The sequence below is a fragment of the Blastococcus jejuensis genome (genome assembly GCF_039534705.1).
In the GTDB taxonomy this organism is placed as follows: domain Bacteria; phylum Actinomycetota; class Actinomycetes; order Mycobacteriales; family Geodermatophilaceae; genus Blastococcus_B; species Blastococcus_B jejuensis.
This window is the reverse complement of the sequence record NZ_BAAAVV010000018.1, coordinates 42371-60820: the sequence shown is the minus strand read 5'-3', so window position 1 is coordinate 60820 and position 18450 is coordinate 42371. Positions and strand designations below refer to the sequence as shown.

General features: G+C 73.7%; 20 protein-coding genes. 6 read left to right on the top strand and 14 right to left on the bottom strand.

The window, feature by feature from the left end; translation table 11 throughout:
* Positions 1 to 141: 141 nt before the first annotated feature.
* The 7 genes from ABD644_RS21555 to ABD644_RS21525 form a co-directional block, all read right to left on the bottom strand.
* Positions 142 to 555, bottom strand: coding sequence for a helix-turn-helix domain-containing protein (locus ABD644_RS21555; protein WP_344691202.1), 414 nt, complete (start codon positions 553 to 555; stop codon positions 142 to 144).
* Between the two features lie 22 nt (positions 556 to 577).
* Complete coding sequence (locus ABD644_RS21550; RefSeq protein ID WP_344691200.1) at positions 578 to 1360, bottom strand: M23 family metallopeptidase; 783 nt, start codon at positions 1358 to 1360, stop codon at positions 578 to 580.
* Positions 1361 to 1563: 203 nt separating this feature from the next.
* A complete protein-coding gene (locus tag ABD644_RS21545) occupies positions 1564 to 2640 on the bottom strand; it encodes a hypothetical protein (RefSeq protein ID WP_344691198.1) in 1077 nt (358 codons plus the stop codon).
* Entirely contained in the window at positions 2637 to 3329 is a 693-nt protein-coding gene (locus ABD644_RS21540; protein WP_344691196.1) for an SCO family protein, read from the bottom strand. Before ABD644_RS21540 ends, ABD644_RS21545 begins: the two co-directional genes overlap by 4 nt.
* Complete coding sequence (locus tag ABD644_RS21535; protein ID WP_344691194.1) at positions 3326 to 4057, bottom strand: YcnI family protein; 732 nt, start codon at positions 4055 to 4057, stop codon at positions 3326 to 3328. Before ABD644_RS21535 ends, ABD644_RS21540 begins: the two co-directional genes overlap by 4 nt.
* A gap of 22 nt (positions 4058 to 4079) precedes the next feature.
* Complete coding sequence (locus ABD644_RS21530) at positions 4080 to 5858, bottom strand: copper resistance CopC/CopD family protein (RefSeq protein ID WP_344691192.1); 1779 nt, start codon at positions 5856 to 5858, stop codon at positions 4080 to 4082.
* Positions 5855 to 6496 (bottom strand): zf-HC2 domain-containing protein, encoded by a 642-nt coding sequence (locus ABD644_RS21525; protein ID WP_344691190.1) that lies wholly within the window; start codon positions 6494 to 6496, stop codon positions 5855 to 5857. The genes ABD644_RS21530 and ABD644_RS21525 overlap by 4 nt, the downstream gene beginning before the upstream one ends.
* A gap of 82 nt (positions 6497 to 6578) precedes the next feature.
* On the opposite strand from ABD644_RS21525, the gene ABD644_RS21520 reads away from it, so the two are divergent.
* The 5 genes from ABD644_RS21520 (at position 6579) to ABD644_RS21500 (ending at position 11490) form a co-directional block, all read left to right on the top strand.
* Complete coding sequence (locus ABD644_RS21520) at positions 6579 to 7130, top strand: sigma-70 family RNA polymerase sigma factor (protein ID WP_425547495.1); 552 nt, start codon at positions 6579 to 6581, stop codon at positions 7128 to 7130.
* 124 nt (positions 7131 to 7254) lie between these two features.
* Complete coding sequence (locus ABD644_RS21515; protein ID WP_344691186.1) at positions 7255 to 7872, top strand: DUF47 domain-containing protein; 618 nt, start codon at positions 7255 to 7257, stop codon at positions 7870 to 7872.
* Positions 7873 to 7892: 20 nt separating this feature from the next.
* Complete coding sequence (locus tag ABD644_RS21510) at positions 7893 to 8894, top strand: inorganic phosphate transporter (protein WP_344691184.1); 1002 nt, start codon at positions 7893 to 7895, stop codon at positions 8892 to 8894.
* A 7-nt stretch (positions 8895 to 8901) separates the two neighbouring features.
* Positions 8902 to 10314 carry an MFS transporter gene (locus ABD644_RS21505; RefSeq protein WP_344691182.1) on the top strand — a complete coding sequence of 471 codons (1413 nt, stop codon included), beginning with the start codon at positions 8902 to 8904 and terminating at the stop codon, positions 10312 to 10314.
* Positions 10315 to 10488: 174 nt separating this feature from the next.
* Positions 10489 to 11490, top strand: coding sequence for a sulfite exporter TauE/SafE family protein (locus ABD644_RS21500; RefSeq protein WP_344691180.1), 1002 nt, complete (start codon positions 10489 to 10491; stop codon positions 11488 to 11490).
* 58 nt (positions 11491 to 11548) lie between these two features.
* Here the strand turns inward: ABD644_RS21500 and ABD644_RS21495 are convergent, their stop codons facing one another.
* From ABD644_RS21495 to ABD644_RS21465, 7 genes are all read right to left on the bottom strand, one after another.
* Entirely contained in the window at positions 11549 to 12526 is a 978-nt protein-coding gene (locus tag ABD644_RS21495) for an NAD-dependent epimerase/dehydratase family protein (protein ID WP_344691178.1), read from the bottom strand.
* A 59-nt stretch (positions 12527 to 12585) separates the two neighbouring features.
* Positions 12586 to 13023, bottom strand: a complete 438-nt coding sequence (locus tag ABD644_RS21490) for a DUF5994 family protein (RefSeq protein ID WP_344691176.1) — start codon at positions 13021 to 13023, stop codon at positions 12586 to 12588.
* Between the two features lie 291 nt (positions 13024 to 13314).
* The gene (gene typA / locus ABD644_RS21485; protein ID WP_344691174.1) at positions 13315 to 15207 is read right to left on the bottom strand and encodes a translational GTPase TypA; all 1893 of its coding nucleotides are present in this window, start codon (positions 15205 to 15207) and stop codon (positions 13315 to 13317) included.
* 186 nt (positions 15208 to 15393) lie between these two features.
* Complete coding sequence (locus tag ABD644_RS21480) at positions 15394 to 15735, bottom strand: hypothetical protein (RefSeq protein WP_344691172.1); 342 nt, start codon at positions 15733 to 15735, stop codon at positions 15394 to 15396.
* 100 nt (positions 15736 to 15835) lie between these two features.
* Positions 15836 to 16597: a DsbA family protein gene (locus ABD644_RS21475; RefSeq protein ID WP_344691170.1), complete on the bottom strand. Its 762-nt coding sequence runs from the start codon at positions 16595 to 16597 to the stop codon at positions 15836 to 15838.
* On the bottom strand, positions 16587 to 17093 hold the full coding sequence (locus ABD644_RS21470; RefSeq protein WP_344691168.1) for a MauE/DoxX family redox-associated membrane protein: 507 nt from the start codon (positions 17091 to 17093) through the stop codon (positions 16587 to 16589). Before ABD644_RS21470 ends, ABD644_RS21475 begins: the two co-directional genes overlap by 11 nt.
* A gap of 181 nt (positions 17094 to 17274) precedes the next feature.
* Positions 17275 to 17838 (bottom strand): YceI family protein, encoded by a 564-nt coding sequence (locus tag ABD644_RS21465; RefSeq protein WP_344691165.1) that lies wholly within the window; start codon positions 17836 to 17838, stop codon positions 17275 to 17277.
* An 89-nt stretch (positions 17839 to 17927) separates the two neighbouring features.
* Here ABD644_RS21465 and ABD644_RS21460 point away from each other — a divergent pair, with 89 nt between their 5' ends.
* The gene (locus tag ABD644_RS21460) at positions 17928 to 18419 is read left to right on the top strand and encodes a MarR family winged helix-turn-helix transcriptional regulator (RefSeq protein WP_344691162.1); all 492 of its coding nucleotides are present in this window, start codon (positions 17928 to 17930) and stop codon (positions 18417 to 18419) included.
* The last annotated feature ends 31 nt before the right edge of the window (positions 18420 to 18450 follow it).

Sequence of the window (18450 nt, the reverse complement as noted above, 5' to 3'; positions counted from 1 at the left end):
GTGATCGGCACAACCCATGCATGCCAGCCCTTCACAGAGCGGCAGGAACGCTACGAGCCAGATCACCACTGGCCAGGATCCCAACCACCGCAACGGATCGCGGCGCCAGCACCCTGACACTGAGCCGAACGCTAGGAGCGCTCAGGTGCGCGGCGCTTCTCCGAAACTGCTCGGTCGCAGCCAGGCCATCGCGAAGCAGGACGGCACCGGCGGCAACGGCCCGCGCCGGCGGTACTGGCTCGGCGGCTCCCCCACGATCTCGCGGAACACCCGGCTGAAGGTGCCGAGGCTGGCGAAGCCGACGTCCATGCAGATGTCGGTCACCGGCCGGTCGGTGGAGCGCAGGAGGAACATCGCCCGCTCCACGCGGCGCCGCTGCAGGTAGCGGTTGGGCGTCTCGCCGAAGGTCGCCCGGAAGGTGCGGATGAAGTGGGCCTCGGAGACGTAGGCGATCCGGGCCAGGGTCGCGATGTCGAGCGGCTCGGCGTAGCGGCGGTCCATCGCGTCACGGGCCCGCAGCAGCCGCCGGTTGGACTCCTCGACCGCGCGACTCACGGGGCCGATCCCATCACGGGGATCAGGCGCCGGGGACCTCGACGCCGCGCTCGTTGAGCCAGGCCACCGGGTCGACCCGCTCGCCGTCCTCACCGCCCTGGTGCACCTCGAAGTGCAGGTGCGGCCCGGTCGACTGGCCCCGGTTGCCCAGCAGCGCGATCGTCTCGCCGGCCTCCACGTACTGGCCGGGCTCGACCAGGATCTGGTCCATGTGGCCGTAGACGGTGACGTCGCCGTTCTCGTGGAGGATGTAGACGGCCAGGCCGTACCCGCCGGCCGCCCCGGCCCGCAGCACCACGCCGTCGCCGGCCGCGTACTCCGGGGTGCGCATGGGTGCGGCCAGGTCGATCCCGTAGTGGAACGTGCCCCAGCGGGCGCAGAAGCAGCTGGTGAACCGGGCGCCGTCGATCGGCATGACGAACTTCGGCCGAGCGGCCTCGATGGCGGCCGCCTCGGCCTCGGCGCGGGCGGCGCGCGAGGCGGCGACCTCCGCCAGGCGGGCCTGGGCCTCGGCGACCGTAATCGACGCCTGCGGCTTGACCTCGAGCCCCTCGTCGACGGCGAGCAGCGCCTGCTGGGCCTCGAGCACAGAGGTGGACTCGGCCGCCGCCTCGGGCGCCCCGTTGATGCCGAAGAAGGCGGCGGCCATGCCGCCGGCGAGCAGTGCGCTCAGCAGCAGCCCGGGCCGGCGACCGGCCGGCGCGGCCTGCCGGCGGCGGCCGCGCGGGGTGCCGTGGCGAGACGTGTGCGGACGGACCGCAACCAGGAGTTCGGTGGGGGCCTCCTGGCCGTGACGTGCGTCCATGCACCAACCCGTCTTGCGTGAACGGGGACATCTGCCGTCCCCGTTCGGCTACGCAACATCCAAACATTGCGTGACGGATTCGTGACCGGGTGTACGGCGCGTCGCGCGGGACACGCCGTGCGACCTGCCTCACAGACCCCACGAGTCACACGCGTTACTGACATCGGTGTGATTCCGAGACCTGCTCGTGACCGCCCCGGAGGTCAGCCGACGGGTACCGGGGAGGTCGTGTCGACGTCGGTCCGCGGGGTGCCCGTCTCCCGGAACCGGCGCACCGCGGCGATGCCGCCGACCACCAGCCCGACCCCGAAGGTGACCAGGACGGCGACGGAGGCCCGGGCCAGCTCCTGCGGACCGTTGGAGAGCACGTTGGCCGACCAGAGCACGTCGACGTCGGGCAGCCCCTGCACCAGGAACAGCCAGCCGAGGACGATCGCCAGCAGGCCGGCCATCGCGCCGCGCCCGCGCCACGACGCCCGGAACCCCAGCACGGCCGCGAGGACCGCCGTGCCGGCCGGGAGCAACGCGGAAACGATCGCGCCGGTGTGCGAGCCGAGGCTCGCCGGGGGTTCCGGCGTCGCGATGGCGTGCCAGAGCGCGGCGGCGCCGCCGACCAGCATCAGCGCGCCGAGCGGCCGGGGGGTGCGGGCCAGCAGGCCCGCGGCGACCGCGAGCAGCACCAGCGCCGCGTAGACCGGCCAGACCAGCGCCGGCGACGGCGGCGGCTCCCACGTGAGCATGCCGGCCACCTCGGCCTGCGTCTCCCCGTGCCGCAGCGGCACGCTCCACTCCGCGACGGTGTGCGGGCGGGTCGGGTCGGCCTGCACCGCCGGCGGCAGCAGGTTCTCCGTCATCCAGTGGGTGCGGTGGTCGTGCCAGACGTAGCGCGGCTCGGTGGAGACCTGCACCCAGTCGGGCTCGGCATCGGCGTCGGCCTGCGGCGGGGGCGATGCGTTGCCGAACCGGTCGAGGTTCAGGTAGGTCGCCGGGCTGTTCGCGTTCCGCCAGACGCCGTCGGGACCGATCCGCAGGTAGGGCTCGTCGGAGTAGCCGGGCACGAGCACCTCGGTGGCGGTGTCGTTGACCAGCTCGAACTCGTCGCCGAACTGCAGGATCCGCACCGTGACGCCGGGCAGCTCGGGGGTCACCGACACGATCCGGCCGTCGAAGTCGCTGCCCGCCGCCCCGCCGCCGACGTGGGCCGACGCCGGACCGGCGACGGCGAGCACGGCCAGCAGACCAGCGAGCACCACCAGCGCCCGCGCCGCGATCCGGCTCACGAGCCCGACACCACCAGCTCCAGGTCGGCGGCGATGTCCTTGGCGGTGTTGCCTGCGTCGAAGGCCACCTGCGCCGCGTCGTCGGATCCGTACAGCAGCAGCAGCGAGCTGTGCAGCCGGCCGTCGTCCTCGGCGAGGGGCACCCCCGCCGAGAGCTGTGCCTGGTCGATGAGTTCCTGGTCGCCGGTCAGCCCGATGAACTGGCTCGGCAGGTCGGCGTCGAACCGGTCCAGGTACTCCCCCAGCACCGCGGGGGTGTCGAAGGCGGGATCGGTCGTCACGAAGACGACCTGCACCTGCTCGGCCACCGCCGGGTCCATCCCGCGCATCGCCACCGCGACGTCGGCCATGGTCGCCGGGCAGACGTCGGGGCAGTTCGTGTAGCCGAAGAACAGCAGCGTCGGCCGGCCCTGCGTGCGGTCGGTGAAGTCGAACGACGCCCCCGTGGTGTCGGTCAGCGTGAACGACGGCCGGCGGTAGGGCTCGCTGAGGTCGAGGCCCGCGTAGCGGTCGTCGGCGCCCTCGACGGTGGCCGGACCCGACCCATGGTCGTGCCCCTCGTCGCCCTGGACGGCGGCGGGATCGCCCTCCGCCGCGGCGGGGTCGCCGCAGCCGGCGAGCGCCAGCCCGGCCGCCAGGATCAGCGCGGGGAGGGCCGGACGCCGGCGGGATCGGGCAGCGGCGGTCACGAGGACACGGTACGACGCCCCGCCCGCCACCCCAGGACGACACCGGCGAGGCCGACCACCAGGGCGAGCACCGCGACCACGAGCGCCGCCGTCCCCTGCGACGTGCCGTCGGAGGCCTCCTCGCTGGTGGCGGTCGCCACCGCGGAGTCCTCCTCGTGGGTGGCCGACGCGTCGTCCCCGCCGGCGGCGAGGGTCAGGGTCGGCGCCGGGTGCTCGGGCTCCTGCCCGTCGACCGTGGGCTCGATCCAGGCGGTCTCGCTACCGTCGCTGTAGGTCTGCACGGTGGGGAACATCACCTCGTCGGCGTCGGGGAACGGGCCGCCGGACAGCGCGAACTCCTGGAACTGGCCGGGGCCGATGCCCCCGCCGGCCTCGGCCCGGAACTCCACGACGGAGACGTAGCTGCTGATCTCCTGGCCGTGCGACTCGATCGGCTCCTCGAGGTCGGTCTCGGTCAGCGTGACCGTCCAGCCGGGGAGGGGCTGGGCGCGCAGCGAGGCCAGCGCCGCCTCCTGCGGGATCTGGATGCGCAGGGCCACCGTGCTCGCGGTGTCGCTCTCGTTGGGCACGCGGAACGTCAGCTTGCCGAAGCCGCCGGCAGCGGCGTCGGCCGACGAGACCGACACGTGTGCCGAGGCGACGGCCGCGGTCGCCACGGACGCCGCGAGGGCGGCGAGCACGGCGAGGACGACGACGGCGAGCCGGCGAGGGACGCGGGGCAGGGACACGGAACTCCTGTTCATCGGTGGGTCACCGCACCGGGAAGGTGGTGCGGGCAGTGGTGGCGGTGAACTCGTCGACCCGGACCGTGACGGTCAGGGTCCAGGTGCCGGCGCCGGGGATGTCCGTCCCGTCGCCGACGTAGTGGCCCGGCCCGGCCGGCTCGAGGTCGACGTCGAACGGTCCGAGCTGCTGCCCCGGCTCGGTGAGGGCGACCTCGATGCCGGCGGGCTGGGTGAGCCGGCCCTCGTCGTCGAAGAGGTAGAGGTGCAGCGTGTTCGCACCGGGCCGGGCCGGGTCGACCGAGATCTGCACGGTCCCCGACTCCCCCGCACCGCCCTGCAGCGGCAGCGTCACGTCGACGGGCTGGGCGACGGCGGATCGCGCGGGCGGGGTGGCGACCAGGATCGCCGACAGCGCCAGCACCACGACCGCCACCAGCAGTTCCGCCGACACCGACCGGCGCAGTGACGGCAGGTGCTCGGTCACGCCTTCGGCCTGCTGCCGGCGCCGGGCGTCGGCCGCCTCGTCCGCGGGCCCGTCGTCCCCCGGTCCGTCGGCGGTGGCGGCGAACGCGTGCGCGGTCAGGCTGCTCCGCCCGGCCGGCCGCGACCGTCGGACGCCGAGCCGTTGCTGCACCCACACCCGGGAGACGCCGGCCGCGGTCAGCGCCACCAGCACGAAGGCGATCTTGATCATCAGCAGCCGGCCGTAGGCGGTGGTCAGCAGCGCCGTCGGGGACGCCACCTCGCGCACCGTCTGGACGATCCCGCTGACGACCAGCGCCACGACCGACGTGAACGCCAGCCGCGAGAAGCGGGTGAGGACGGCGGCGACGTCGTCAGCCGGAGTCTCGGGCCGGAGGGCCCCGCTGAGCAGTCCGGCCAGACCGCCCAGCCAGACGACCATGGCGCCCACGTGCACGGCGGTGACGAGCACGGCGAGAACCGGCCACGGGCCGGCGACCGGATGGCCGACGGCCGCGGTGCTGCCCACCAGGCCGAGCGCCAGCGCGCCGGCGAGGACGAGGGCGCCGCGCGACGGCCCGCTGCCGCGACGCCAGGCGGGCAGCAGCAGCGCCCAGAGCTCGGCGACGAGCAGCAGCCGCACGAACCCGGCCCAGCCCACCCCGGACGAGGCGGTGGCCGACAGCAGCGCCGGATCGAAGATGGCGCTCAGGCCCGAACCGGCGGCGTAGGGCCCCTGCAGCAGCAGCCCGACGGCCGACGAGACCCCCACCGCGACCGTGCCGGCGGTCGCGAGCCGGCGCAGCCGCCTGCTGGCCCAGCCCCCCGGCCAGCAGGCGAGCGCCAGCACCGGGATGCCCACCGCCAGCGCCAGCCCGCCGAATCCGAGCCAGCGCGCCGCGGGCAGCAGCGCGCCCACGACCGGGTCGACATCCCCCTCGCCGGCCGACGCCCCCGAGGCGACGAGTTCACCGTCGCCGACCACGAAGGAGAACGTGCCCGAGATCGGGTGCGAGTCGGCCGACACCACCCGGTAGCTCACCAGGTAGCCGGCGTCGGGCAGGTCGCTGCGCAGCGGGATGGTCAGGACGCCGTCGTCGACGTCCGCGGCCCCCGTGTCGACCCGGTCGCCGTCGGCGGTGACCACCCGGGCGTACCCGGCGCCGAGCGACACCCCCTCGCTGAACTCGAGGGTGACCGCGTCGGGCGCCGTCTCCAGCCGCGCACCCTCGCCGGGGTCGGTCGAGACCAGCGTGGCGTGCGCAGCGGCCGGCCCGGCGAGGCCCACACCCGCCAGGAGCAGGCCGGCCAGGAGCGCGAGCAGCAGGCTCCCGCGCCTCACGCGGCCACCCGGGCGCCGACGGCCGCCGCCGACCGGCTGCGGCGCGCCCGCCACGCGAGGGTCGCCACCAGCGCCGTCCCCACGAGCAGCAGCAGGTGCGCGCCCGCGCGGTCGACGTGCACGTGGCCGGAGCCGAGGTCGGCGAGGGTCACCGGGACGAGCACGGCCGCGAAGGATCCGAGGAACGGCAGCGCGCCGGCGGCCAGGCGCGGTGCCGCCGCGACGGCGAGGAAGGCGATGGCCACCCCCAGGTTCCAGGCGACGGTCTCGTGGGCGAGGTGGGAGGGCGCGCTCATCGCGCCCTTTCCGACCACCAGCACAGGCCAGGCGAGCGTCGCCTGGGCCACCCCGACGGCGAGCAGGGCGACGCGCAGGGTCGTCGCCGCGAGCCGGGCGCGGGCCGCGGCACCCACACCGGGCAGCTCGCGCGGGAGGGCGGACAGGACGGCGACGGTGAGATCGGGCACCGGGGGCGCGGCGGCCAGCCGGGCGCGCCGGGTCGCCCGCGCGGCGTCGCGCGCCCACACGGTGCACGCAGCGCACCCGGCCAGGTGCTCCTCGAGCCGGGCGACGGGCATCCCGAGGGGTTCGCCGTCGAGCCGGGCGGAGATCGCTTCGCGGTAGGGCAGGCACGCCATGCACGGGTAGTCGCTCCCGGGCGCCGTCCGGTTCCCGGAGTGGCTCGGAGACTTGTCGGTCGATCCGGGGACAATGGCCGGCGTGGACGACCTCGAGCGGATCGCGGCCGACGCCGCGGCCGGCGATCCGCTCGCCGCGGCGACGCTGGTCCGGGCGACCCAGTCCGACGTGTGGCGGCTGTGCGCGGCCCTCGGCGACCGCGACACCGCCGACGACCTGACGCAGGAGACCTACCTGCGCGCCTTCGGCTCGCTGCACCGCTTCGAGGGCCGCTCGTCGCTGCGCACCTGGCTGCTGTCCATCGCCCGCCGGGTCTGCGCCGACGCCGTCCGGTCCCGGCGCCGGCGGCGGCTGACGCTCGTCGGGGACGACGACGAGCTGGAGACGCTGTCCACCGCCGTCCCGTCCCGCGATCCGGTGGCCCAGGGCGTCGCCGTCGCCGACCTGCTGGACCGGCTCGACGCCGACCGGCGAGAGGCCTTCGTGCTGACCCAGTTCCTCGGGCTCCCCTACGCGGAGGCGGCCGAGGTGGTCGGCTGCCCGGTGGGCACGATCCGGTCGCGGGTGGCACGGGCCCGCGCCGACCTGGTCGACCTCCTGGGCGGCGCCGAGGGTGCGCACGCGTCCGGCTGAGGAACGCCCGGCGACGGGCGGGTGAACACGCGACGGCCGGTGGGGGCACCTATGCTCCCCGACGGCCGTGCGTCCGCTCATCAGCGGCGGAGCCCGGCGCCCCACCCCCGAGACGGAGCGACGCGTGCCCTTCAGCCTCACCCCCAAGGACTCGAGCTTCTACCCCCTGTTCACCGCCTCGGCGGAGAACCTGGTGGCCGCGACCGAGGTGCTGGGCGAGTTCGTCCACGACCACGCCCGGCGGGCCGAGCTCGCGGTCAAGCTGCGCGACCTGGAGCACGCCGGCGACCAGTCGACCCACGCGATCTTCCGGCAGCTCAACACCAGCTTCGTCACGCCGTTCGACCGCGAGGACATCTACAACCTCGCCAGCGACCTCGACGACGTCATGGACTTCGTGGAGGCCGCCGCCGACCTGGTGATCCTCACCGGGCTGGGCACCCTGCCCGCCGAGATGCACCAGCAGGTCGAGCTGCTGCAGCGATGCGCGCAGACCACGGCCGAGGCCATGCCGCGGCTGCGGACCATGAAGGACCTCTCCGACTACTGGATCGAGGTCAACCGCCTGGAGAACGAGGCCGACAAGCTGTACCGGCGGCTGCTCTCCCGGCTCTACAGCGGCGAGTTCGACGCCCTGGAGATCCTCAAGCTCAAGGAGGTCGCCGACCAGCTCGAGGAGGCGGCCGACGCGTTCGAGCACGTCGCCAACGTGGTCGAGACGATCGCCGTCAAGGAGTCCTAGACCCGTATGGATCTCTGCTGATGGACGCGGCCTTCGTCGGCCTGGTCGTCATCATCCTGGTGGCGCTGGCGTTCGACTACACCAACGGCTTCCACGACGCGGCGAACGCCATCGCCGTCGCCGTCTCGACCAAGGCGCTCACCCCGCGGGTGGCGCTGGCCCTCGCGGCGGTGATGAACCTGATCGGTGCCCTGCTGTCCACCGAGGTGGCCAAGACGGTCGGCTCGGGGATCATCGACCCGCCCGAGGGCAGCGGCGGCCTGGAGATCGTGTTCGCGGCGCTGATCGGTGCGATCACCTGGAACATGATCACGTGGTACTTCGGTCTGCCCTCGTCGTCGTCGCACGCGCTGATCGGCGGCCTGGTCGGCTCGGCCCTGGCCGCCGCCCACTCCGTGCAGTGGATGGGGATCCTCGACAAGGTCGTCGTCCCGATGATCGTGTCGCCGCTGGTCGGCTTCGGCCTGGGCTACCTGTTCATGCTGGCGCTCCTGTGGAGCTTCCGGCGTGCCCACGTGAGCAAGGCCAACCGGGGCTTCCGCTACGCGCAGATCGCCAGCTCGGCGACGATGGCGCTCGGCCACGGGATCCAGGACGCCCAGAAGACGATGGGCATCATGACGCTGGCGCTGTTCACCGCCGGCGAGATCGACACCTTCGAGGTGCCGTTCTGGGTGGTCCTGTCGGCCGCGGCGGCGATCAGCGCCGGCACCTACGCCGGAGGGTTCCGCATCATGCGCACGATGGGCCGGCGGATCATCCAGCTCACGCCGACCGGCGGGTTCGCGGCCCAGACGGTGGCCTCCGGCGTGATGGTGACGACGGCGACCGTCTTCGCCGTCCCGGTGTCGACGACGCACATCACGACGACGTCGATCATGGGCGTCGGGGCCACCCGGCGTCTCTCGGCGGTGCGCTGGGGCGTGGCCGGCAACATCGTCGTCGCGTGGATCGTGACGCTGCCGGCCGCCGGCGCCGTCGCCGCCGTCGCGTACTTCATCACCGACTTCTTCGTCGGCTGAGCCTCCGATGACCGGCGGCGGAGCCCCCGCGCCGGTCGCGCTCGGCTCGGCGCCGGGCCGGTGGCTGGTGCTGGCGACGGTCCTGGCGTCGGGCATGGCGTTCCTCGACGCCACCGCCGTCCAGGTGGCGCTGCCCGCCATCGGGCGGGAGTTCGACTCGTCGCTGTCGGGCCTGCAGTGGACGGTCAACGGCTACACGCTGGCGCTCGCGGCGCTCATCCTGCTCGGGGGCTCGCTGGGCGACCGCTTCGGCCGCCGCCGGGTGTTCCTCATCGGCGTCGCGTGGTTCGCCGTCGCGTCGCTGGTGTGCGGCGTCGCGCAGGACACCGGGCAGCTGGTGGCGGCCCGGGCGCTGCAGGGCGTCGGCGGCGCCCTGCTCACGCCCGGCAGCCTCGCGCTGATCCAGTCGTCGTTCCGCGTGCAGGACCGGGCCCGGGCCATCGGCCTGTGGTCGGCGCTGGCCGGCATCGCGGGCCTCGTCGGGCCGTTCCTGGGCGGGGTGCTGGTCGACGTGGCCAGCTGGCGGCTGGTCTTCCTCGTCAACGTGCCCCTGGCACTGCTGATCGTCGTCGTCAGCGGCCGGCACATCCCCGAGAGCCGCGACGGCGGGCACCACGGCCGCTTCGACTACCAGGGGGCGGCGCTCGGCGCGCTGGCGCTGGGCGGGATCACCTACGCCCTCATCGCGGCCGGCTCGACGTTCCTGCGGGCCGACGTGCTCGTCTCGGCGGCGGTCGGGGTGGCGGCGGGGATCGGGTTCGTCGTCCGGGAGCGGTCGGCGGCCGACCCGATGCTGCCGCCGCGGCTGTTCGCCGACCGGCAGTTCACCGGCGCCAACATCGCCACCTTCGTCATCTACGGGGCGCTGGGCGGGTTCTCGTTCCTGCTCGTCCTACAGCTGCAGAACGTCCTCGGCTACGGCGCGACGGCGGCCGGCGCGGCGATGCTCCCGATGAGCCTGCTGCTCACGCTGTTCTCCTCCCGCGCGGCAGCGCTCGCCCAGCGGATCGGCCCGCGGCTGCCCATGACCGTGGGACCACTGGTGACCGCCGGCGGCACCCTCTGGCTGATCGGCGTCGACGGGAGCGCCCCCTACTGGCTGGAGGTCCTGCCCGGCTCGCTGCTGCAGGGCGCCGGCATGACGCTGACCGTCGCGCCGCTGACGGCCACCGTCCTGGGCGCCGCACCGAACGCGCTGGCCGGCATCGCCAGCGGGGTCAACAACGCCGTGGCGCGGGCCGCCCAGCTGCTCGCCGTCGCCGCCCTGCCGGTGGCGGTCGGGCTGACCGGCGACGACTACGCCCGCCCCGACGTGTTCACCGCCGGCTTCCGGACGGCGATGGTCGCGTGCGCGGTGCTCTTCGCGGTCGGCGGCGTCGTCTCCTGGCGCACGATCCGGGACGACGTCCTGGAGGACTAGCGCGAGTGCCGGCGCCCCGCGGGCCCGGTGCTCTTGCGCGTTTCCCGTCGCTCCTGCGCCGTTGCAACAGCGCAAGAGGAGAGGGACCCGCGCAAGAGGCGCGCGCGACCGCTCGATCGATCGGGCTACATCACCTTGACGGTCATGTCGATCGATCTGATAGACATTGCGGCCGTGAAGACCCTCGTCCTCCTGGCCCTGGTCGGTCTCGGAGCACAGCTCGTCGACGGCAGCCTCGGCATGGCCTACGGCGTCACGTCGACGACCCTGCTGCTCGCCATCGGCACCAACCCGGCCGCCGCCTCGGCCACGGTGCACTTCGCCGAGATCGGCACCAGCCTGATGTCGGGCCTGGCCCACTGGCGGTTCGGCAACGTCGACTGGAAGGTCGTCGCGAAGATCGGCCTGCCGGGCGCGGTCGGGGCGTTCGTCGGCGCCACGTTCCTCGCCGGCCTGTCCACCGCGGTCGCCGCCCCGGTGATGTCGCTGATCCTGCTGGCACTCGGGGTCTACATCCTCGCCCGCTTCACGCTGCGCGGCATCGACCGCCGGCACCTGGGCAAGCCGATGCGCAAGCGCTTCCTCGGCCCGCTCGGCCTGGTGGCCGGCTTCGTCGACGCGACAGGTGGCGGCGGCTGGGGTCCGGTGGGCACGCCGGCGATCCTGGCCAGCGGCCGCATGGAGCCCCGCACGGTGATCGGCTCGATCGACACGTCCGAGTTCCTGGTCGCCGTCGCCGCGAGCCTCGGGTTCCTGGTTGCCCTCGGTTCCCAGGGTGTCGACGCCGCGTGGGCACTCGGCCTCCTCGCCGGCGGGCTGGTCGCCGCCCCGATCGCCGCCTGGCTCGTCCGGCACGTCCCGCCGCGCATGCTCGGCTCGCTGGTCGGCGGGATGATCACGCTGACCAACACCCGCACCCTGCTCACCAGCGACTGGATCGACGCCTCCGACCCCGTGCGCTACGGGATCTACGCGGTGATCTACGCGGTCTGGGCCGCCGCCGTCGTCCACTCCTTCCGCGAGTACCGCAAGGACCGGGCGCTGGAGTCCGCCGACGCCATCGCCGCGCTCGCGGAGGCCAACGCCGCGACCGAGGTCGAGCCCAACGTCGTCCGCGACGTCCGGCCCGCGGCCGACGAGGTCACGGCGGGACGCCCGAGCGCACCGCAGGACTGACCCCGAACTTTCCGTACCGAAAGCTCAGCCGCGAGCGTGAGCTTTCGGTACAGAAAGCTCATCGGGAGGCCAGGAGCGTGGCTTCGAGCTCCGGGGGCAGGCCCGGGGCCTGGCGGTGCGGGGGCACGCGCGGCCGCGGGTTGGCCTGCTGCCACGCCCAGGTGTCGGCGACCGACTCCACCACGGCCCGGCTCGGCAGACCCCACGCCCGGGCGCGGGCGGTGTCGACGTCCCACGCGGTGGGCGCGACGTCGGACGGCAGCCACAGCGGCAGGTGCACCCACGGCTCGACGCCGGCCTCGAGGAGGTCCGGCTCGGGCACCGGCACCCACTCCGCCGCGCCGCCGGTGACCTCGCGGCAGGTCTCCAGCAGGCCGCCGAGCGTAGTCATGCCGACCGGCCCGGTCGCGTTCACCGCTCCCCCGCGGCCCTGCTCCGCCATCTCGACCAGCCAGCCGGCCAGGTCGCGGGCGTCGATCAGGGCGATCGGCTGGTCCAGCGCATCGGGGACGACGACCGGCCCGCCACGCGCGATGCGGTCGAGCCACCAGCCCAGCCGGTGGATCGGGTCGTGCGGCCCGACGATCAACCCGGCTCGCGCGGTGAGGAACCGGTCGCCCAGGGCCGCCCCGATCTCCCGTTCGGCGAACGCCTTGTTCGGGCCGTACTCGTCGTCGTCGGTGGTCCAGGTCGGCTCGCCGTCCTCCGGCCCGATCGGGCCGGGCGGCCAGGCCGCGTAGGCGTTCAGGCTGCTGACGAACGCGTAGCCGCGGGCCTCCCCCAGCACCCCCGCGGCGTTGCGGGCGGCGACCCGCGTCTGGCACGAGGTGTCGACGACGAGGTCCGGGGCCCAGCCGTCGAGGGCCGCGGGAAGGGCGTCCGGGTCGTCCCGGTCACCGTGCAGCGCCCGGGCCCCCTCGGGCGGGGCACCGGAGACACCGCGGGTGAAGGTCGCGACGTCGTGGCCGCGTTCGAGCGCCGCCGTCACGACGTGCCGGCCGAGGAAGTGGGTGCCACCGAGGACGAGGAGCCGCATGCCCCTCACCTCAGCGGAGCCGCTCCCCCGCCGTCCACCCGGTTCGCGGCCGGCTGAAACTAGACCGCGCGGCTGCGCGGCAGGTCGGGGACCTGCGGCAACGGCACCGAGCGGGCGGCCGCCAGCACCATCTGCGGCGAGCGGGGCAGGCCGCGGCGGGTGCACAGCCGCAGCGCGCGGGCGCCGGTGAGCACGTCGGTCTCCGGCGGCACCACGAGCAGGTCGGCGCGGCGCGTGCCGCCGGCCCAGGTCAGGCAGACCACGAGGGGGTCCATGCTGCGGAAACCGCCGGTGCGCACCACCCGGCCGCTGACCAGCATCTTGCGCGGCACGGCCGGCCAGTTCTCCAGCGAGTACGTGAACCGCTCGACCCGCACGCCCCGCCGCTCGAGCTCGGCGATCAGCTCGGGCAGCTCGGCCGCGAGGTCGCGGCTGCGCGGGAACCAGGCGCCGTCGAAGGCGGAGTTCCCGTCACCGGCGTCGGCCCGAAGACTCACCCGGACATCGATCCCGCCCCGGAAACCCGGCTCCGGAGCCGTTCGGGTGATCGTCGTCATCAGCGCTCGGCCGCCTCTCCTCGCTCGCCCGGAACCGCGACCCACGGCTCCGACAGCAACGTAGGCCGGAAGGGATGCGACACCCGGGGAGCCTGGGGCGGGCGTGGCGCCGTCCCCCGGCCCGTCGTCACCACCCGTGCGCGACCGCGCACGCCCGTCCGACGGGCGAGATCTGCACACTCGCCCACTTCAGGGCGCTGAAACGGGCGAGTGTGCAGATCTCGCCGCGGATCAGACCGGCTTGGGCTTCTTGTTCTTGGCCTTGCCGCGCTCGGTCTGGTCGAGCACCACCTTGCGGATGCGCACGGTGGCCGGGGTGACCTCGACGCACTCGTCCTCGGCGCAGAACTCCAGCGCCTGCTCCAGGTTCAGGATGCGCGGCGGGATCAGCCGCTCCAGCTCCTCGGAGGTGGACTTGCGCATGTTGGTGAGCTTCTTCTCCTTGGTGATGTTCACGTCCATGTCGTCCGGACGGGAGTTCTCACCGACGATCATGCCCTCGTAGACCTCGGTGCCCGGCTGCACCATGAGCGAGCCGCGCTCCTGCAGCGAGAACATCGAGTACGTCGTCGCGACGCCCTGCCGGTCGGCGACCAGCGACCCGGTCGGGCGGGCGCGCATGTCGCCCAGCCACGGCTCGTAGCCCTCGAGGTTGTGGTTGAGGACGCCGGTGCCGCGGGTCTCGGTGAGGAATTCGGTGCGGAACCCGATCAGGCCGCGCGAGGGGCAGATGTACTCCATCCGCGCCCAGCCGGTGTCGTGGTGGACCAGGTTCTCCAGCCGCGCGCGACGGGTGGCCAGCGCCTGGGTCAGGGTGCCCACGTACTCGCCCGGGACGTCGATGGTGACCCGCTCGACCGGCTCGTGCAGCTTCCCGTCGATCATCTTGGTGACGACGGTCGGCCGGCCGACGGTGAGCTCGAACTCCTCGCGGCGCAGCTGCTCGACGAGGATCGCCAGGGCCAGCTCGCCGCGGCCCTGCATCTCCCAGGTGTCGGGGCGGTCGGTGGGCAGCATCCGCACCGACACGTTGCCGACCAGCTCCTGGTCGAGCCGGTTCTTGATCAGCCGGGCGGTGAGCTTCTTGCCCGACTTGCCCGACAGCGGCGAGGTGTTGATCCCGATGGTGATCGAGATCGAGGGCTCGTCGACGGTCAGCGGCGGCAGCGGGCGCGGGTCGTTCGGGTCGGCGAGGGTGTCGCCGATCATGATGTCCTCGATGCCGGCGATCGCGACGAGCTCGCCGGGGCCGGCGCTGTCGGCCGGGGTGCGGGTGAGCCCCTCGGTGACCAGCAGCTCGGTGATCTTGACGTTCTTCATCGTGCCGTCGACGCGGCACCAGGCGACCTGCTGGCCGTTCTTCATCGTGCCCGAGTGGATGCGCAGCAGCGCCAGGCGGCCGAGGTAGGGCGAGGCGTCGAGGTTGGTGACCTGCGCGCGCAGCGGCTCCTCGGCGTCGTAGACCGGCGGCGGGACGGTGTCGAGCAGCGTCTTCACCAGCGGCCCCAGGTCCGGGCTGTCGGGCGAGGTGCCGTCGGCCGGCCGGGTGAGCGACGCCTGCCCGGTCTTGCCGTTGCTGTAGACGATCGGGAAGTCGAGGTTGTCGACGTCCATGCCGGAGTCCTCGAGCAGCTCCATGAACAGCTCGTAGGTCTCGTCGACGACCTCGGCGATGCGGGCGTCGGAGCGGTCGGTCTTGTTGACCACCAGGATGACCGGCAGCCCCTTGCCCAGCGCCTTGCGCAGCACGAACCGGGTCTGGGGCAGCGGGCCCTCGGAGGCGTCGACGAGCAGGACGACGCCGTCGACCATGGACAGGCCACGCTCGACCTCGCCGCCGAAGTCGGCGTGGCCGGGGGTGTCGACGATGTTGACGACGACGGGGTTCCCGTTCTCGTCGGCCAAGTGGATCGCCGTGTTCTTCGCGAGGATGGTGATGCCGCGCTCGCGCTCGAGGTCCATCGAGTCCATGACGCGCGTCTGCGTCTCGTCGTTGTCCGTCCCCTCGCCCTTGGCGCGCCCGAGGGCACCCGCCTGGCGGAGGAGGGCGTCGACCAGGGTCGTCTTGCCGTGGTCGACGTGGGCGATGATCGCCACGTTGCGCAGGTCGTCGCGGGTGGGCATGCGGAAAGGCACCTCAGGGGTTCAGGGGGGTCGGCGCGTCGACGCGCCCAGACTCCTCGTGTAACGGCCGCCGGCCCGGCGACCTTCCCAGGCTACGCGCTCAGCGCGCTCCGGCGGTGCCGCTGGCCCGATTCCGCGCCCCGGTCCGCTCCTCGCTCGTTCCTCGCTGCGATGCTCCCGGGGCTGTCATCGCGCGTCCCTGCCGTCCCGATCGGCTACCGCGAACGTCACCCCTGCGGCGGTGAGGGTGACCAGACTCACTGCCAGCCACGCCGACATGCCCACGCCGATGGCGAGCACGTGGGCCAGGACGAAGGCCCCGATGTAGAGCGCGGCGAGTGCTGCCGCAGCGCCCGGGCCACGGCGGCGCAGCCACAGCACGCCCGCGGCCACCCCGGCCGCCGCGAACACCGCGCCCCCCAGCGCCCGGACGCCGGTGCCCTGCGCGATCCCGAACCCGGCGGCGAGCCCGACGGCGACGAGGACGGCGGAGGGGAACCGGGTGCGGGGAAGGGTGCGCAGCGTCATGCCGTCCAGTCTCCCCCGCCTCCTGCCGCGATCATGGCGCCGGAACCGCGCCCGGCCGCGCCCGCGTGGTCAGCGCGCCATGATCGCGGGGAGAAACGGGTCAGCCGGCCCGCGCGGCCTCGACGGCGGCGGCCAGCCCCTCGGGGCTGCGCTGCTCCGGCGGGAGGACCTGCCCGTCGACCAGGACCGTGGGCGTTCCGGCGACCCCGGCACGACTGGCGGCGTCGGTGACGGTGCGGGTCCAGTCCTCGAAGCGCAGTTCGGCGATGGCCTCGGCGACGGCCGCACCGTCGGCTCCGGCCTCCGCGGCGAGCTCGACCAGCCGCTCGTCGGTCAGGCCGGGGCCGTTCTCGGCCGGCTGCTCGGCGAACAGCGCGTCGTGGAAGGCGAGGAAGGCGTCGGATCCCGCAGCGTCGACCACTGCCGCCGCCGCGTTCAGCGAGCGGGTCGGGTAGGCGTCGGTGGAGAGCCGGTCGAGGATCGCGATCGGCCGGTACCGGACGAGGACCGAGCCGTCGGCGACCAGCTCGGCCAGCGTCGCGCCGGCCTGCTCCTCGAACTGCCGGCACGCGGGGCAGAGGAAGTCCTCGTAGATGTCGACCGTGACGGGTGCGTCGGGATCACCGACGGCGATCGCCAGGCCGCCCTCGACGGTGTTCGCGGGCACGGGCGCGTCGGCCGACGTCGAGGTCCGCTGCATCTGGACCACGATCACCACCACGACGGCGACGACGAGCACGACGCCGGCCGCGACCCCGCCGAGCACCGACCGCTTGCGCCGCTGTGCTGCCGCGGCGGCCGCCGCCTCGGCAGCTCGACGGGCGGCGGTCCGCTCCTTGGCGGTCAGGCGACTACTCGGCACGGGAGGCCTCCGGGGTTCGGCTGGGGACGGCCATCGACGAGGTGCCGAGGGCGAGGCGGGAAGCCGGGCGGAGCGCCAGGAAGCAGGCGGCGACCAGCAGGGCGACGTCGCGGAGGATCTCGGCGGGATAGGCGGTCTCGCCGGCCGCCACGGGACCACCGTCGCCGAAGCAGCCGCAGTCGATCTGCAGACCGCGGGACCACGCCGACGCGACGCCGGCGATGAACACGATCAGCAGGAGGGCCGAGGCGATCGCCGCCGTCCGCACGAAGATCCCGGCTAGCAGCGCCACGCCGAGCGCGATCTCGAGGGCCGGCAGGCCGAACGCGACCGGGGCGACGAACGGCTCGGGCAGCACCTGGTAGGCGCGGACGGCGCGCACGGCCGCGGCAGGATCCGGCAGCTTCAGCGCACCGGCGACCACGAACACGCCCCCGACGGCCAGGCGGGCGGCCAGGGCGAGCCAGGGCCAGGCGGCCGGCAGTCTCTCTCGCACACCGCCATGGTCGCCCGACGGCGCCTGCTGGTTCCCGGGACCTCCGGACCCGACAGCACCGGTCGAACGTCCCCGGAACGCACCGAGGGCCCCAGGCGACACACCCGGGGCCCTCGTCACGTGATGGAGCAGCTCCCCTTCAGGGTCCCGCGCCGAGCGTGGGGGGAAGGGGGGTCCTTTCTCAGGCGGTGCGGAGCACGGCCTCGATCTCGAGCTCGACGGTCACCTTGTCGCCGACGACGACGCCGCCGCCGTCCATGGGCATGTCGATGTCGACGCCGTAGGCCTTGCGGGAGATCTCGGTCTTGGCCGAGAAGCCGGCGCGCGTGCCGCCGTAGGCGTCGGGGCCGAAGCCGTTGAGCTCCAGCTCGAGGGTGACGGGCTTGGTGATGCCCTTGATGGTGAGGTCGCCCTCGACGGTCCAGTCGGCACCGTCGGTGCGGACGGCGGTGGAGCGGAAGGTCATCTCGGTGTAGTTGCCCACGTCGAAGAAGTCGGCGGACCGGATGTGCGCGTCGCGCTGCTCCTGGCGGGTGTCGATCGAGTCCATGTTGATGGTGGCGGTCACGCTGGACTGCGCCGGGTCCTCGGCGGTGACGAGCTCGCCGGCGAACTCGCGGAAGTAGCCGCGCACCTTGCTGACCATCATGTGGCGCACGGAGAAGCCGACGGTCGAGTGGGCGGCGTCGATGTCCCAGGTGCCGACGACGTAGCCGGGGATCTGGATGGCGGTGGAGCTGGTCATCGGGGTTCCTCCAAGTAGTTGAGCGTTTGACCTTCTGCTCGACCGTAGCGTAGTTGAAGGCTGAACTATTCCGCCAGTAGGATGGCGGCATGACCATGCAGGTGTCGCCTACGTCACCCGCGGCAGCGGCCCCGCGCTGGCTCGACGCCGACGAGCAGCGGGCCTGGCGCGCCTGGCTCTACAGCAGCCAGCTCCTCATGGACCGCCTCGACCGGGAGCTCACCCACAGCACCGGCATCTCGCACGCGTACTACGAGATCCTCGTCGCCCTGTCCGAGACGCCGGGCCGGATGATGCGCATGAGCGAGCTCGCCGACCGCTGCCTGTCCTCCCGCAGCCGACTGTCGCACGCCGTGTCCCGGCTGGAGGAGCGCGGCTGGGTGCGCCGGCAGGTCTGCGAGGAGGACGGGCGCGGCCAGCTCGCCGTCCTCACCGACGACGGGTTCGCCGCACTCGAGGCCGCCGCGCCCGTCCACGTCGAGAGCGTCCGCGCGCACCTGTTCGACCAGCTCACGACGGAGCAGGTGGAGCAGATGCGCGTCCTCGGCGAGACCCTGCTGCGGCACCTGAACGAGGCATGACGCGGCCCCGGTCGGGAAACTTCCCGACCGG

Coding starts and splice junctions, on each gene's coding strand:
- ABD644_RS21510 (WP_344691184.1), top strand. CDS start 7,893: ATGGACGCGGCCTTCGTCGGCCTGGTCGTCATCATCCTGGTGGCGCTG.
- typA (WP_344691174.1), bottom strand. CDS start 15,207: ATGCCCACCCGCGACGACCTGCGCAACGTGGCGATCATCGCCCACGTC.
- ABD644_RS21465 (WP_344691165.1), bottom strand. CDS start 17,838: ATGACCAGCTCCACCGCCATCCAGATCCCCGGCTACGTCGTCGGCACC.
- ABD644_RS21550 (WP_344691200.1), bottom strand. CDS start 1,360: ATGGACGCACGTCACGGCCAGGAGGCCCCCACCGAACTCCTGGTTGCG.
- ABD644_RS21480 (WP_344691172.1), bottom strand. CDS start 15,735: ATGACGCTGCGCACCCTTCCCCGCACCCGGTTCCCCTCCGCCGTCCTC.
- ABD644_RS21495 (WP_344691178.1), bottom strand. CDS start 12,526: ATGCGGCTCCTCGTCCTCGGTGGCACCCACTTCCTCGGCCGGCACGTC.
- ABD644_RS21525 (WP_344691190.1), bottom strand. CDS start 6,496: ATGGCGTGCCTGCCCTACCGCGAAGCGATCTCCGCCCGGCTCGACGGC.
- ABD644_RS21505 (WP_344691182.1), top strand. CDS start 8,902: ATGACCGGCGGCGGAGCCCCCGCGCCGGTCGCGCTCGGCTCGGCGCCG.
- ABD644_RS21460 (WP_344691162.1), top strand. CDS start 17,928: ATGACCATGCAGGTGTCGCCTACGTCACCCGCGGCAGCGGCCCCGCGC.